This window comes from Picosynechococcus sp. PCC 7117 (assembly GCF_001693275.1).
Taxonomy (GTDB): domain Bacteria; phylum Cyanobacteriota; class Cyanobacteriia; order Cyanobacteriales; family MRBY01; genus MRBY01.
Genome location: NZ_CP016477.1, coordinates 1,818,067 through 1,833,572, shown reverse-complemented (window position 1 = coordinate 1,833,572; position 15,506 = coordinate 1,818,067). Strand labels below are relative to the sequence as shown.

Below are 15,506 nucleotides of genomic sequence, written 5' to 3'. Positions count from 1 at the left end.
CTTGCTCTAGTCGTTCTTGTACTCACCCATTTTATGTTGTTAACCCCCAGATATTAGACATTGGACGTTAGATATCGATTCTTTATCGTTGCTGCTGGATCCATAACTGTTTACTGATCGCCGTCCTTTACCGAATTTTTCGTTGTTTCCCATGGCCTACGAACCGCTCCACCACAAATATCGTCCCCAGACTTTTGCGCAGTTGGTTGGCCAAGAGGCGATCGCCACAACCTTGAGTAATGCCCTCGAACAGCGACGCATTGCCCCAGCCTATTTATTCTCAGGGCCACGGGGAACAGGGAAAACCTCCAGTGCGCGGATCTTGGCTAAGTCTCTAAATTGTCTAAATGCAGCCCAACCGACGCCCCACCCTTGCGGCGAGTGTGAAGTTTGTCGGGCGATCGCCAATGGGTCAGCCTTAGATGTGATTGAAATTGACGCGGCGAGTAATACGGGCGTTGATAATATTCGCGAACTCATCGAGCGATCGCAGTTTGCCCCTGTCCAGTGCCGCTACAAAGTTTATGTCATCGACGAATGCCATATGTTGAGTGTGGCGGCGTTCAATGCTCTATTGAAAACCCTCGAAGAACCCCCTGCCCACGTCGTCTTTGTCCTAGCAACAACGGATCCCCAAAGGGTTTTACCCACGATTATTTCCCGCTGTCAACGGTTTGACTATCGACGCATTCCCCTCGATGCGATGGTCGCCCACCTACGGAAAATTGCCCATTTAGAAAATATCGATATTCCCCTCGAATCGGTGACGTTAATTGCGCAAATTGCCAACGGAGGGTTGCGGGATGCAGAAAGTTTATTGGATCAACTGAGTTTATTGTCCGGTGAAATTACCCCTGATAAGGTCTGGGATTTAGTAGGGGCCGTGCCGGAGCGGGATCTATTGCAATTGCTCCAGGTGATTCACAGCAATGATCCAGAGGCAGTTATTCAACAATGCCGGAGCCTGTTAAACCGAGGTCGGGAACCCTTGGTTGTGCTGCAAAATTTGGCGAGTTTTTATCTAAATTTGCTCATTGCCAAAACTGCCCCCCAACGGGGAGATCTGATCGCTGTGACCCAACCGACGTGGGAAATCCTTTGCCAGGAAGCAAACCAGTGGGAGCTTTCAACTATTTTGCAGGGACAGCAACACCTCAAAGAAAGTGAATATCAACTCAAAAATACGACCCAACCGCGTCTGTGGTTAGAAATTACCCTTTTGGGATTACTTCCCGCTGCTTTTGGACAGACCCAAACTACTCGAACCGCGACCACTCCTTTAAATACTCAGATCAATCTACAAACGCAGCCTACTGCGACACTGCCGACTTCTCCGCCACCACAGCAGGACATCCCCCATCCCTTTGGGGAAACACCCCCTGCAACCAATGGCCACGGTTCTGGAACGCCCCCCTCTCCGGTAGATACTCAAGTTCACCAAGTTCCTCCCAAACCCGAAGTTCCCCAAGTTCCGGCCCCTGTACCAGAAGCAAAGGCGATCGCCAAAGCGCCACCGCCCCAGAATGTCGCGTCCCCAACGGTTCAGCCCACCGAGCCCCCCCCTTTATCACCGTCACCTCCTGCAACCACAAGCCCGACAATTTCGGCCCTGGAACGGGAGGAACTGTGGCAAGGCATTGTGCGCCAACTGCCCCTGTTGAGCCAGTCTTTGTTTCGAGACCATGGCAAACTGCTTCAGCTTACAGAGCACACTGCCCTTATTGGCATTAAAAGCGCCAATTTACTCAAAATTGCCAAAAATAAAACCCTCCAGCTTGAGGCGGCCTTTGAGAAAATCTGTGGCAATCCCCTTAAGGTGACCTTACAAGTGGGCCATGGTTTAGAGAATGGTCAGGGGGGAACATCAGTAACCCCGATTTTATCTACGCCTGCACCAACGCCGACAGTCGTTTCCCCACCCCCAGCGCGAAATCCTGTCGAGATGTCGCCGCCCCCGGTTACGGAAACCCCGCAGCCCATGGCCCCAGCGCCTCCAGGGTCGCCAACAAGACCAGTACCAGATCCAAAACCTCCGGAATCAACACCAACGGCGCACCGCAAAGCGGATCTCGGAGAGATCGCCTCACCATCCCCAGCGGTTCCTCCCATCGTTGAATCAGCATCAGCGCCTGAACTCACAGCCGCAGCAGAGATCCCAGAAACGACCGATGATATCCAGGCGATCGCCCAACAGTTTGCAGAATTGTTTGACGGAGAGGTGATCGAACTGACTCACTTTGTCCCCCCAGAAGAAACGGATGTGCAGGTTGTGCTGCCTAGCGAACCCGAAAAATCTCCGCCATCTGTTCCCGAACCACCAACTACCCCCGTTGTCCAAGGCCGTCCACCTGTGCCAGTTGCCCCGGACGATGAGATTCCGTTCTAAGAACCTCGTATCATTGGTGGTGATGTCTCTTGGATGAAGAAGCCCCTATGACTTTACAGCGCACGCCCCTCCATGACCTCGCCATTGCAGCGGGTGCCAAATTTGTACCGTTTTCCGGTTGGGAGATGGCCGTGCAATACAAAGGCCTAAAGGTGGAGCATCAGGCGGTGCGCACAGAGGTGGGAATGTTTGATATTTCCCACATGGGCAAGTTTCAGTTGGCTGGGGAAAACCTCATTGCAGCCATGCAAAAACTGGTGCCTTCAAATCTGGCACGACTTGCTCCCGGTCAAGCGCAATACACAGTGCTACTCAATGACCATGGCGGCATCATCGATGATGTGATCTATTATCACCAGGGCGATCGCCAGGGCTTTTTGATTGTGAATGCGGCCACCACCCAGAAGGATTGGGACTGGTTAACGCGCCATTTGACAGCGCAGGGGATCACTTTAACCGATGTCTCCCAAGAAAATATCTTGCTGGCGATCCAAGGCCCCCAGGCGGAGAAAGCCTTGCAACCTGTTGTGGAAAATTTAGACTTAGCGACCCTGAAGCTGTTTAACCACGGCCAAGGACAAATTTTCGGGGAAACGGCTTTTATTGCCCGAACTGGCTACACCGGCGAAGATGGCTTTGAGGTGATGGTCGCACCGACAGCAGGAAAAAAACTTTGGAGCGCTTTAATCGATGCGGGGGTGATGCCCTGTGGTTTGGGAGCACGGGATACTTTGCGACTAGAGGCCGGGTTACATCTCTATGGTCAGGATATGGACGACGAGACAACCCCCTTGGAAGCGGGTTTGGGGTGGCTGATCCACTGGCAAGAAAAAGATACGTTTATCGCTAAGGATATTTTGCAGACCCAAAAAGCAGCGGGCATTCGACGGCGTTTGGTGGGCCTAGAGATGCAGGGGCGCGGTATCGCTCGCCATGACTATCCTGTGCTCGTGAATGGTGAAGCAGTGGGCCTTGTGACCAGCGGTACGATGTCCCCCACCCTCGAAAAGGCGATCGCCTTAGCCTATCTCCCATTGGAATTTAGCAAAGTGGGTCAAGCTGTCACCGTAGAAATCCGGGGCAAACAGTACCCAGCCCAGGTGGTGAAAAAACCTTTTTATCGTCCCAACAAACAGTAGTAATTCCACAGTTATTGATATTTGCGCAGGAGATTTTCAGCATCCTGGGGGTCAAGGCCATCACCAAGGGCAGTCATGGCCCAGCCATTTTCCTCCCGACGTAACTCGGCCATCAACATTCCCGTTTTGCCTTGGTAGGTTTCCCCGGACAGTTTGTAATGGGCGATCTCTTGGTTGTTGCTCAGGTCAACGAGGCGCACGAAGGCATTTTTAATCTGGCCAAATTCCTGGCCCCGTTGTCGGCCTTGGTAAATGGTGACGGTAAATAACAAGCTTTGGATCGTTGCAGGCACCTGCTCTAAATCGACAAAAATTTGCTCGTCATCCCCTTCGCCTGCGCCAGTGAGGTTGTCCCCTTGGTGGGCGATCGCCCCAGATTTGTGATTAAGATTGGCGTAATACACAAAGTCACTGGCACTGTTGAGTTTCCCTTGGGAATCTAAGCACAGAACCCCGGAGTCGAGGTCAATGCTACCGGCGGGCTTTTTAAAAATGCCGAGGAAACCGCCCCCTGAATTGCTGGTTGCCATGTCCCAGCCGAGGCCAAGCATCACTTTCTTGAGACCAGGGGCTTCTTTTTTGAGGGAAATGCGGTTGCCTTTTTTCAGTTGAATTGCCATGGGCTTTTACCAAGCGAAACATCATTTAACAGAAGAACCAATGGGGGCGATCGCCGACAATTTTAGGTGCGGATGATCCCCTTGAATTTGGTGAAGATTCCACTCATTTTTAAAGAGAATCACTGGCCGTTCCCAGAGATCTTTGACGATCATCGTATTAAAAATTTTGCCTGCTTTTTCCAGGGCTTCCCAACCATTCGTGACCCAGCGCGCCACACTGTAGGGGATCGGTTCGAGCTTGCTATCTACGCCATATTCGCTTCTGAGACGATGTTGCACCACCTCAAATTGCAGTTGTCCAACGGCAGCTAAAATGGGTTCCCGCTTAAATTCATCGGCAGAATACATGATTTGTACGGCCCCTTCCTCCTGGAGTTCCTTCACTCCTTTTTGGAATTGTTTGAATTTAGAAGGATTGGGATTTTTTAAATAGGCGAATAGTTCCGGCGAGAAGCAGGGAATGCCCTCATATTCTAATTTTTTGCCGCAATAAATCGTATCGCCAATGGCAAACACCCCCGGATTGTTCAAACCGATCACATCCCCCGCATAGGCTTCTTCGAGGGATTCGCGGCCCTGGGCAAAAAGCTTTTGGGGGCGGGATAGACGCACTGTTTTTCCGGTGCGGGCATGGCTGACGGTCATATCCTTTTCAAATTTCCCGGTACAGACTCGCACAAAGGCAACGCGATCGCGGTGTCTGGGATCCATATTTGCCTGGAGCTTAAAGACAAACCCAGTAAATTCCGGGTAAGTCGGTTCCAAATCACCGAGGCTAGAAGCACGGGGCTCCGGCTTCAAGGCATATTCTAGGAACGCACTGAGGAAAAGTTGCACCCCAAAATTGGTCATTGCACTGCCAAAGAAAATGGGGGTTTGCTTGCCCGCATGGATCGCTTCTAGATCAAAATCTGCGCCAATTTCTTCGAGAATTTCTAATTCTTCCTGGAGTTGTTCGTAAAGATCCGCATCTAAAATATCTTCGAGGGCCGGATCGTCAATTTTATAAACAGTTTCCGTGGCAGCCTTGGTGCCGTGGGCTGTCCGTTCAAATAAATGCACTTCTTTTAACCGACGATCATAAACTCCCTGGAATCTGTCGCCCATGCCAATCGGCCAATTTACCGCATAGGTTTGTAGACCCAGCTCCTGTTCAATTTCATCGAGGAGTTCTAGGGGTTCCCGCCCCGGACGGTCTAATTTGTTGATAAAGGTAAAAATGGGCAGCGATCGCAGTTTGCAGACTTCAAATAATTTACGGGTTTGGGTCTCTAGACCCTTGGCCGCATCCACCAGCATTACCGCATTATCCGCCGCGGCGAGGGTACGGTAAGTATCTTCACTAAAGTCTTGGTGACCAGGGGTATCTAGCAGATTAATTTGGTAACCGTTATACAAAAATTGCAGCACCGTCGAGGTAATGGAAATCCCCCGTTGTTGCTCCATCTCCATCCAGTCAGAGGTAACTTTGCGCTGTTCCCGGCGGGCTTTGACGGCTCCGGCTTCGTGAATGGCACCTCCGTACAACAAAAGTTTTTCGGTGAGGGTGGTTTTACCTGCGTCCGGGTGGGAGATGATCGCAAAATTCCGTCGCAATCGGACGGCTTCTTCTAGCTCTGTGTGCAATTCTGTCGCCATAAATCTGGTCTGGGGTTTGTGCTTCTGGATGAATGGTGCGTCTACAATTGTACTGCTTCAATCTCCCCCAGAAAGTCCTCTAGGCTTTTCCCGCTGAGAAAATCTAAGGTTTCAGCCCTAGGTAAATGCTGGTGGGGTGGGCAATGGGGACAAATTTGGCGATCGCCATGGTGCAAAGGCGTACCGTCTTGAAAGTATTGATCTAAATTCTGTTGCAGTTGGGTCAGCAGGGCGACCAGTTCAGTGTGGATGTGCTGATGCCAAGTCTGATCATATTGAAATGTCAGGGATTGGGGCGGTTGCCCTGGGGCAATAAACCAGTAAGTCATCGCGAGTTGTTCCGGCTGATAACCCGTGGTCTCGGCCATGACATAAAGATAGAGCTTCGTTTGCCAGTGGTCTTTTAGATCATCGCTTTGGCGGGGTTGACGGTAGGTTTTCCAGTCGTAAATTTGGAGGGTATCAGCACCAAAATTGATCCAATCACAAATAATCGTGAGCAGAAAATCGTCCATCATCAGGGTGCGGCGGTATTCGGCGGTAGTTTGTTGCTGTTGGTCGAGGAGTTGGGGTTGGGCGGTGAGCAGGGCTTGGAGACTCTGGTGGAGATTGGGGTCTGTGGTAATTTGCGCTGGGGGCAAGCCTAGCTGGAGTTGTTGCATTGCCTGGTGAAACCGGATGCCCCATTGCTGATTTTCCCGATAATCTGGGTCATTGGGGGCTGTCAGTTGCTCCAGATAAAGGGCTTGGAAGGCTGGCGGGCAACGTTGGAAGCGTTCGAGGTGGGCTTGGGATAGATAAAACATGGGAGATTTTCAGGGGCGATCGCCTTTTTCCCTAGATTACAAAATCGGACATGAATTTTAGGGGAAAAGATTTGCCCAGCGATTGAGGGCCGGATCCTGCTGACAAATGGCGATCGCCTGGGCGCGCACATTGCGGATGTCGTTGATCGTGCCTGTTGCTGGGTTTGCCTGCACATCCATACAAGCGCAACCATAGCCGTAACTGCCCACATTGGTCACCACCCACTGATCCGGCGCAAAATTCGGCCAGTCCCAATCTGTTGCTACCTGGTGTCCCCCTTGGACGCCAATGATCCATTCCCGGTCGGCATCATAGAGAGAAATATTGCCTGGAGTCGGATTCGAGAACCAACCACAGCGGGTTTCAAAGCTGGTAGAGGTTTGGGCAATGGGTTGTGGCGGCGATTGCGGTTGCGCCTGGGGTTGTGGTTGCGGCGGTCTTGATGTTGCGATGCCGCCACCTGTGCCTATTTCAGCAACGCCCTCATCACTAGCCCCAGAACGGGTTGCCGTATTGCCTGGTGGATCTTGGGTAGTCACATCTTCTGTCGGGGGCGTTTGCGGATCAGATCCAATGGTTACTTCACAGGCGCTTAAACCCAACAACACAGCGACAATCCCTAGCCGATAAATGTGCTTCACCATGGGTAATCTTCTCCAACGCTTCCAGTGATTGATGAAAAGCTGTCTATTTCAAAAAGTGGTTCTCTAATTATCTAGCATCACCTGAATTTCTTTCAAATAATTTTTTACTTAATTTTTGGAAATCAAGAAGATTCAAGATTTAAGTTTTTTAAATTATCAGACAATACTTGACTAGACTGTAAATATAAAAAAACAAATCACGCCTTGCCTAAAATAACAAATATCGACCAAGGACATTCTTTTGGTAGTTGGCGTACAGCAGCTTTATTTTCTTTTTTAAGAATTTTGATAGCACCTTGGTAAGCTGATTTTAATTGTATCTCCATTTCTGCTAGGTCTAGCTTCTGGGAATCTAGCATTTTGATTGCTTGGATTTTCTTACGGGTAAAATCAATAATGACCTTCAGGTTATCAAGATCTGGATCGAGTCTATATTCTGACTTTAATAAAGCGACCAATAAAACTTGTAAATATTGCTGCAATTCTTGCTGTTTTAATATCGCTGATTCATCCTGGGCAAACCACTGATCTAATTTGTCTTTTGCGGCGGTTCGATGTTCTGGTTTGATATGTTGAAAAAATGTTCCAAGGGTGACAATGAGAGCACTAAAATCATCTCCATAACCCACCACTGGCAGAAAATCGGTGACCGCATCCAGGGGCATGATGAAATATGCCAGTACCGCAATGATCGCCCCTTTGATCTGAATCGGCGTTTCTGGATCTTGCAAGCAAAAGTACAAAATCAAGGCATTTTCCAGGATCGGCTTGCCGATGTTGCGGGGTTGTTTCTTGATCTTTGCCCAAAAGGAAGGTTCATCAAATTGACGATCGCTTGGCGACATCTTTTCTCCTGTGGCCCTATTGTCCATTGTGCCCGATCTTTTTCCGAGGCGAGAATAAAGGCGATCGCCCCTAAAAAAATCCCTGGCCCTCCTAGGCAGCAACCCATCCACTCGGGGGTTAAAATAAGCCACTGACCCTTACAACACGGAGAACCAAGAGTGGAAACGCGATACAGTGCCGCTGATATTGAAGCGAAATGGCAACAACAATGGCTAGAGCTTGGCTTAGACAAAACCCCTAGCCAAAGTGACAAGCCAAAATTTTACGCTCTGTCGATGTTTCCCTATCCCTCCGGCAAGCTCCACATGGGTCATGTGCGCAACTATGTGATCACCGATGTCATTGCCCGCTACAAAAGAATGCAAGGCTATCGAGTGCTTCATCCCATGGGTTGGGACGCTTTTGGGCTACCCGCAGAAAATGCCGCCATCGACCGGGGGATTCCGCCCGCAAAATGGACGTATCAAAATATTGCTCAAATGCGCGAGCAGCTTAAACAGTTGGGCCTTTCTATCGATTGGGATCGAGAAGTCGCCACCTGTTCCCCCGACTATTACAAATGGACGCAATGGCTCTTTTTGCAGTTTTACAAAGCTGGATTAGCCTACCAAAAAGAAGCGGCAGTAAATTGGGATCCCATTGATCAGACGGTTTTGGCGAATGAACAGGTAGACGCGGAAGGCCGTTCCTGGCGGTCGGGGGCGATCGTGGAGAAAAAATTGCTGCGCCAATGGTTCCTGAAGATCACCGACTACGCCGAAGAACTCCTCCAGGATCTCAATACCCTCGACGGTTGGCCGGAGCGGGTGAAATTGATGCAAGAAAACTGGATCGGCAAATCCACCGGGGCGCACCTAGAATTTCCCGTTGTCGGTAGCGACGAAAAAGTCGCAGTCTTTACCACGCGCCCAGATACGGTCTTTGGAGTCACCTACGTTGTCCTCGCGCCGGAACATCCCCTCGTCGCCCAGGTAACAACGCCCGCACAAAAAGCTGCTGTTGATGCGTTTATCGCTGAGGTGAGCCAGGAAAGCGAACAGGATCGCACCGCCGATGATAAGCCGAAAAAAGGGGTTGCGACTGGGGGCAAGGTGACCAATCCTTTCACTGGGGAAAAAGTGCCGATTCTAATCGCCAATTATGTGCTGTATGAATATGGTACAGGGGCAGTGATGGGGGTTCCGGCCCACGATAGCCGTGACTTTAAGTTTGCCAAGGAAAATAATTTACCGATCAAAACAGTAATTATTCCAGAAGGTGGCGACGCGACGGCGGCACTCACAGAGGCTTATACCGAGGCGGGCATTATGGTGAATAGTGGCCAGTTCGATGGCCTAGTTTCTACCGAAGGGAAAAAGGCGATCGCCAAATTTGCCGCCGAAAACGGTTTCGGTCGAGAACAAATTCAATATCGTCTGCGGGATTGGCTGATCTCCCGACAGCGGTACTGGGGCTGCCCGATCCCGATGATCTACTGTGATGATTGCGGTGTGGTGCCTGTGCCGGACAGTGATCTCCCTGTCGTATTACCCGAAGATGTGGAATTTTCGGCGCGGGGTGGTTCGCCCTTGGCCCAGATGGCCGACTGGCAGACGGTGGACTGTCCCTGTTGCGGGAAAACTGCCCGTCGGGAAACGGACACGATGGATACCTTTATTGATTCGTCTTGGTATTTCCTGCGCTACACCGACGCCAATAACACCGAAAAACCCTTTGCCCTCGACCCAGTTAACGATTGGATGGCCGTCGATCAATACGTGGGCGGCATTGAACACGCGATTCTCCACCTGCTCTACTCCCGCTTTTTCACAAAAGTGGTGCGCGATCGCCAACTGGTGAGCGTAGATGAACCCTTCAATCGCTTGTTAACCCAGGGGATGGTGCAGGCGCTGACCTACAAAAATCCGCGCACGAATAAATATGTGCCCGCTGATCAAGTTGACCCCAATGATCCCAAAGATCCAGAAACCGGCGAACCGCTCACAGGCTTCTACGAAAAGATGTCGAAGTCGAAATACAACGGCGTCGATCCGGCCCTGGTGTTAGACAAATACGGCGCGGATACGGCGCGGATGTTTATCCTCTTTAAAGCACCCCCCGAAAAGGATCTAGAGTGGGACGATGCCGATGTGGAAGGGCAATTCCGCTTTTTAAATCGGATTTGGAATTTAGTTGCTGGCTATGAAGCCGCAGAAACTAGCGTTAAAGCGACAGGCGAACTGTCTAAGGCAGAAAAAGATCTGCGTCGGGCTGTGCACACCGCGATCAAAGAAATCCAAGAAGACCTCGAAGGGGACTACCAATTTAATACGGCGATCGCCGAACTGATGAAGCTCAATAACGCGATCAAAGACGTGAAATGCGTGGATTCTCCTGTGTATAAAGAGGCGATCGAAACGCTGATTTTACTGCTGGCTCCCTTTGCGCCCCACATCGCCGATGAACTTTGGTCAAATCTCGGTCACAGTGAATCGATCCACACCGTTCCTTTCCCGCAGTTAGATGAAGCGGCCCTGACGGTGGACGAAATTACCATTGTGATCCAGATCCTCGGAAAGACCCGGGGGACAATCCAAGTACCAGCAGGGATTAGCAAAGCGGATCTAGAGAAAACTGCCACGGCCTCTGACATTGCCCAACGTTACATTGCGGGCAAAGAGATTAAAAAAGTGATCGTTGTCCCGAACAAATTGGTGAACTTCGTGATTCCTAAGTAGTTGCCAATAACTAAATAGTAAAGAAATAGAGAGTTGCGTGAAAGTTATCCCACGGGCTCTCTTTTTTGTGGCTAATCTCATCACCGAGCATAAAAAAACTCTCCCTTAATCTACAATAATGACGGGGAGAGCCTCAAAAGCTCAATGGGATTTCAAAAAGAAGCTGATCTTAGCCCGTCGCCGCAGCGGCAGATAAATGTTCTGGCATGGGCACATTGGCACGATAATGGGGATCAATCCAGGCTTTGGGGAGAGATTCTCCCGAAGGGAAAAGCAGTTCAGCTTTGGGATAAAATTCCGGGTCTTGCATTTCTTCTCCGGCATGGGCACGGGCCCAAACTTTTGTTTTGAACGGATCCCATAATTCATGCAGATTCAGCACTTCGATCAAGACCTGTTCTGGGGCGTGGTTGAGAAACATCGGAAACCTCCGTGGCAACTTCAAAATGGTTGAGGTGCAACAAGGCTCAGGCGTGTCAGGGATTTATCGACAAAATCGGCGCGTAATTTTAAAGTTAATCAGCTTAATATCTGGCCTAAGCCCAGGATCGATTAAGGAAAAGGCGATCGCCTTTTGGCAAGAGCTTTAATTTTCTTACAAGGTCAAAAAGCAGAAAAATCGAGCATTTTTGCCCCCTAATCTACCTCTAGCATGACATTTCCACCGCTAAAATGCCGCGCTTTATGAATTTTTCTAACGGTTGAAGCCCATATCTTGTTGATTCCCATCGACCCGAAACAAGCTCTACAATGGCAATACTTTTGCTTAGAATGAGCCCATGACAAAGAGCGTCATCGAAATTTTATCCGCCGAGGAGATGCGTCGCACCATCACCCGTCTGGCCTCACAAATTGTCGAAAAAGCGGGGGATTTGACCGACTTAGCCCTGCTGGGAATCCATACCCGTGGCGTTCCCCTTGCTGAAAATATTGCCAAGCAAATTGAAACCCTCGAAGGCATTGCGGTGCCCGTCGGTGCCCTTGATATTACGTTTTATCGGGATGACCTCGACCAAATTCGGGTACGCACACCCTCAAAAACAGATATTTCCTTTGATCTCAATGGCAAGAATCTCGTCCTTATCGATGATGTAATTTACAAAGGTCGCACTATCCGCGCCGCCCTCAATGCCGTGAATGACTATGGTCGCCCGGAGGTAATCCGCCTAGCGGTTTTAGTTGACCGGGGTCACCGCCAACTGCCCATCCAGCCAGATTTTACTGGGAAAAAACTCCCCACGGCCAAAGAAGAACAAGTCAAGGTTTATCTCCAGGATTTAGATGGCCGCGACGCTGTGGAACTGATCAAATAGACAGCAAAAAAGGTGCATCACAATTTTTACGACACACCTGCTCGCTTTGTTTCAATACGAAATCCTAGTGGAGGAAATGGCGGGAACCCGTGAACATCATGATCAGCCCCAATTCATTGGCGGCCTTGATCGAATCTTCGTCCCGAATGGAACCACCCGGCTGAACGATCGCCTTAATCCCTGCTGCGGCCGCACTCCGTACCGAATCATCGAAGGGGAAAAAGGCGTCACTGGCTAGATACGCACCCTGGGCCTTTTCGCCCGCCTGTTCAAAGGCAATTTTTGCGGCACCGACCCGGTTCATTTGACCAGCCCCCACACCAACCGTAGCCCGATCTTTGGAAACGAGAATCGCGTTGGATTTAACGTGCTTGCACAGTTTCCAGGCGAAGAACAATTCCGCGAGATCCGCCTCGCTGGGTTGTTTCTCCGTGACGCACTGCCAATCTTGGGGTGCTTCAATTTGGGTATCGGCATCCTGGGCTAAAAAGCCACCGGCGATCGCCTTGAGGGTTTGGGTCGGGCCAGTGAGCAGATCGGGGAGGGTTAAAACCCGCAGATTTTTCTTCTTCGCAATGATTTCTCTGGCTTCCGGGGTGCAGTCAGGGGCAACCACACATTCTAAAAAGACTTTCCCCATGGCTTCGGCAGTGGGGCCATCGAGGGGTTTATTTAGGGCGACAATGCCCCCAAAGGCAGACACAGAATCGGCGGCAAAGGCTTTTTCGTAGGCTTCTTGTAACGTCGAACCGAGGGCCACACCGCAAGGATTAGTATGCTTGAGGATTGCGACGGCAGGATCGCCATCGGGGAACTCGGCAATGATCCGTCGTGCCGCTTCGAGATCCACGAGGTTGTTGTAGCTGAGTTCCTTGCCCTGGAGTTTTTCAGCGGCGGCCCAACCACCAATTTGGGTTCCGGTCTTGTACCAAGTGGCTTTCTGGTGGGGGTTTTCGCCATAGCGGAGGGTTTGCACTGCTTCGCCACTGAGGCCCAAGCGTTGGGGTAAGTCTGTATTGGCATTCACGGTGCTGGCAAAATAGCTCGAAATCGCCTGGTCATAGGCACAGGTGAGAGCAAAGGTTTCCCCGGCCATGCGTTGACGAAATTCGAGGGTCGCGGTGCCGCCGTTGCTGCGCAGTTCCGTTAAATATTCGTCGTAATAACGGGGATTGGAAATAACAGTGAGGCTACCAAAGTTTTTCGCCGCTGCCCGGAGCATTGCGGGGCCACCGATATCAATTTGTTCAACGGCTTCGGGAACGGTCACACCTGCTTTGGCGATCGTTTGCTCGAAGGGATAAAGATTGACCGCGACGAGGCTGAGGGGCCGAATATTATTGTCGTCTAAGTCTTGTAAATGTTCGGGAAAGTCCTGACGGGCGAGAATGCCCCCGTGGATCTTGGGGTGGAGGGTTTTCACACGGCCACCGAGAATTTCTGGGGAACCGGTGTAATCGCTGACTTTGGTGACGGGGACGCCTGCATCCTTGAGGGCTTTGGCGGTGCCGCCGCTACTGATGATGTCAAATTCAAATTCTTCTACGAGTTGCCGGGCAAATTCGACGATGCCAGTTTTGTCTGAGACGCTCAATAGTGCTAAACGACGTGCCATATCCGCGATTTCCTTATGTGAACCAGCGTCCCATCATACGCGATCGCCTAAACTTTCTTCAAACGGTTACAAGGGTATCTGTCAGGAAGGATTAACACCCCTCAGCAGTGCGGCAACCCTGCACCCATTCGCTCGTACCCCCGGCAAAAAATTCCTTTTTCCAGATTGGGGCATTGTGTTTGATCGTATCGATGCCGTAGCGACAGGCGGCAAAGGCTTCGGCTCGGTGGGGACAACTAGCGGCGACAAGGACGCTAATTTCGCCGATTTCCAGCTTACCGATGCGGTGGTGAATCACGACTCGATTTGTGTCGGGCCACTGTTGGCGGATGTCGTGGGCGATTTGTTGGAAAACGGTGATCGCCATTGGTTCATAGGCTTGATATTCGAGATAATGGACAGCCTTGCCATCGCTGCGATTCCGGACGGTACCGCTCATCACCACTACAGCCCCACTACCGGGGTCTTCGGCGAGACGATACACCGCATCAAAGGAGAGGGGGGCAAAGGCGATCGCAAACTGATCGTGAGGATAGGTAGGGACGCGCATCGAGTTTCATCTAAAAGCTTATGCTAGTCTAAAGGACGGTTCTTTCTTGATGCAAAACGTCTATGGCTTCGCAACTCCGGGTTTTTGTGCCTGATCATCCCCTCCTCAAGCATTGGTTGGCGATCGCCAGGGAAACCAATACCCCCACCCCCCTGTTTAAAACGGCCATGAAAGAACTGGGAAAATGGCTCACCTACGAAGCCTGTCGCTATTGGCTGCCCACCCTCGATGCGGCCGTTGAAACTCCCCTCGCCCAGGCCCCAGCCACCTTAATCCATCCCCAAACGCCGCTTATTGCAATTCCCATCCTGCGGGCCGGACTCAGTTTAATGGAAGGAGCCCAAGAGGTAATCCCGAATATTGCTGCCACCTACCACCTCGGCTATCGGCGGGACGAACAAACCCTTGAGGTGGCTTGTTATCTAAATAATTTGCCAGCGCAATTTGCCCCAGAAACTCGTCTACTGCTCCTCGATCCGATGTTGGCAACAGGGGGGACGATCACGGCGGCCATGGCTGAAGTGACAAAACGCGGCATTGCCATGGAGAATGTGCGCATTATCTCTGTGGTTGCGGCTCCGCCAGCCCTCCAGAAACTGAGTTTAGACTATCCCGCCCTACAAATTTATACGGCGATGATCGACCAAGAACTGAATGATCAAGGCTTTATCGTGCCCGGTCTAGGGGATGCAGGCGATCGCACCTTTGGTACTCGCTGACCTCTAACGCTGGCGTGTCAGGAGACAAAAAATAAATCTCCAAGCAAGGGTCATTCCCTGGCAAAAATCTTTGCAAACGCACCCTGGTCAAGAGCGATCCCCAACCGTTAAGCTTAAGGTAGCACTGAGAAGAATCAAGGGTTTTGGTTTCCTATGAGTCAACGCGATGGATTTGGGACGGGGTTTCTGTTAGGCACTATTTTTGGTGGTGTTGTGGGGGGCATTGCCGGGGCGATCGCCGCTTCGAAAGTGAAAGACAATAATGCCCCGCGTCAGGCCCAGTGGTCAGAGGAAGAAGAACCTCTCAGCTTTGACACCGAAGAAGGGATGGAAATGGCCCGTCGCAGCCTGGAGAATAAGATTGCCCAACTGAATGGTGCCATTGACGATGTCCGCCAACAAATGACGGTATTACATCCCCACAATGGTCAGGAGCCATTGAACCCCAATTCTTGATATCCGTACCCAAGCAATTTTGCAACATCGGTTAAGATGAACGACAAAGACCCCAT

Annotated in this window: 14 protein-coding genes; 6 read left to right on the top strand and 8 right to left on the bottom strand. The window is 50.9% G+C overall.

From position 1 onward, the window contains the following. Positions 1–151 precede the first annotated feature (151 nt). The gene (locus AWQ22_RS08815; RefSeq protein WP_065710845.1) at positions 152–2,386 is read left to right on the top strand and encodes a DNA polymerase III subunit gamma/tau; all 2,235 of its coding nucleotides are present in this window, start codon (positions 152–154) and stop codon (positions 2,384–2,386) included. A 47-nt stretch (positions 2,387–2,433) separates the two neighbouring features. Beyond that, positions 2,434–3,525 (top strand): glycine cleavage system aminomethyltransferase GcvT, encoded by a 1,092-nt coding sequence (gcvT, locus tag AWQ22_RS08810; RefSeq protein WP_065710844.1) that lies wholly within the window; start codon positions 2,434–2,436, stop codon positions 3,523–3,525. Positions 3,526–3,536: 11 nt separating this feature from the next. Here the strand turns inward: gcvT and AWQ22_RS08805 are convergent, their stop codons facing one another. The 5 genes from AWQ22_RS08805 to AWQ22_RS16945 form a co-directional block, all read right to left on the bottom strand. Beyond that, positions 3,537–4,145, bottom strand: a complete 609-nt coding sequence (locus AWQ22_RS08805) for a TerD family protein (protein ID WP_065710843.1) — start codon at positions 4,143–4,145, stop codon at positions 3,537–3,539. 21 nt (positions 4,146–4,166) lie between these two features. Continuing rightward, on the bottom strand, positions 4,167–5,783 hold the full coding sequence (gene prfC / locus AWQ22_RS08800) for a peptide chain release factor 3 (protein WP_065710842.1): 1,617 nt from the start codon (positions 5,781–5,783) through the stop codon (positions 4,167–4,169). Between the two features lie 41 nt (positions 5,784–5,824). Beyond that, on the bottom strand, positions 5,825–6,589 hold the full coding sequence (locus AWQ22_RS08795; RefSeq protein WP_065710841.1) for a PD-(D/E)XK nuclease family protein: 765 nt from the start codon (positions 6,587–6,589) through the stop codon (positions 5,825–5,827). 57 nt (positions 6,590–6,646) lie between these two features. Continuing rightward, positions 6,647–7,234: a DUF4087 domain-containing protein gene (locus AWQ22_RS08790; protein WP_065710840.1), complete on the bottom strand. Its 588-nt coding sequence runs from the start codon at positions 7,232–7,234 to the stop codon at positions 6,647–6,649. A 197-nt stretch (positions 7,235–7,431) separates the two neighbouring features. Then, complete coding sequence (locus AWQ22_RS16945) at positions 7,432–7,983, bottom strand: DUF29 family protein (protein ID WP_232321325.1); 552 nt, start codon at positions 7,981–7,983, stop codon at positions 7,432–7,434. Positions 7,984–8,238: 255 nt separating this feature from the next. On the opposite strand from AWQ22_RS16945, the gene leuS reads away from it, so the two are divergent. Then, a complete protein-coding gene (gene leuS, locus AWQ22_RS08780; RefSeq protein ID WP_065710839.1) occupies positions 8,239–10,797 on the top strand; it encodes a leucine--tRNA ligase in 2,559 nt (852 codons plus the stop codon). A gap of 169 nt (positions 10,798–10,966) precedes the next feature. Here the strand turns inward: leuS and AWQ22_RS08775 are convergent, their stop codons facing one another. Continuing rightward, a complete protein-coding gene (locus tag AWQ22_RS08775; protein WP_065710838.1) occupies positions 10,967–11,218 on the bottom strand; it encodes an acetyltransferase in 252 nt (83 codons plus the stop codon). A 358-nt stretch (positions 11,219–11,576) separates the two neighbouring features. Between AWQ22_RS08775 and pyrR the strand changes: the two genes are divergently transcribed. Then, positions 11,577–12,110, top strand: a complete 534-nt coding sequence (pyrR, locus tag AWQ22_RS08770) for a bifunctional pyr operon transcriptional regulator/uracil phosphoribosyltransferase PyrR (protein ID WP_065710837.1) — start codon at positions 11,577–11,579, stop codon at positions 12,108–12,110. A 64-nt stretch (positions 12,111–12,174) separates the two neighbouring features. Here pyrR and purH read toward each other — a convergent pair whose 3' ends face one another. After that, positions 12,175–13,725: a bifunctional phosphoribosylaminoimidazolecarboxamide formyltransferase/IMP cyclohydrolase gene (purH, locus tag AWQ22_RS08765; RefSeq protein WP_065710836.1), complete on the bottom strand. Its 1,551-nt coding sequence runs from the start codon at positions 13,723–13,725 to the stop codon at positions 12,175–12,177. A gap of 91 nt (positions 13,726–13,816) precedes the next feature. Further along, complete coding sequence (locus AWQ22_RS08760) at positions 13,817–14,275, bottom strand: molybdenum cofactor biosynthesis protein MoaE (protein ID WP_065710835.1); 459 nt, start codon at positions 14,273–14,275, stop codon at positions 13,817–13,819. A gap of 62 nt (positions 14,276–14,337) precedes the next feature. Here AWQ22_RS08760 and upp point away from each other — a divergent pair, with 62 nt between their 5' ends. Next, on the top strand, positions 14,338–14,994 hold the full coding sequence (gene upp, locus AWQ22_RS08755) for a uracil phosphoribosyltransferase (RefSeq protein WP_065710834.1): 657 nt from the start codon (positions 14,338–14,340) through the stop codon (positions 14,992–14,994). A gap of 153 nt (positions 14,995–15,147) precedes the next feature. Then, on the top strand, positions 15,148–15,450 hold the full coding sequence (locus tag AWQ22_RS08750) for a hypothetical protein (protein ID WP_062434476.1): 303 nt from the start codon (positions 15,148–15,150) through the stop codon (positions 15,448–15,450). The last annotated feature ends 56 nt before the right edge of the window (positions 15,451–15,506 follow it).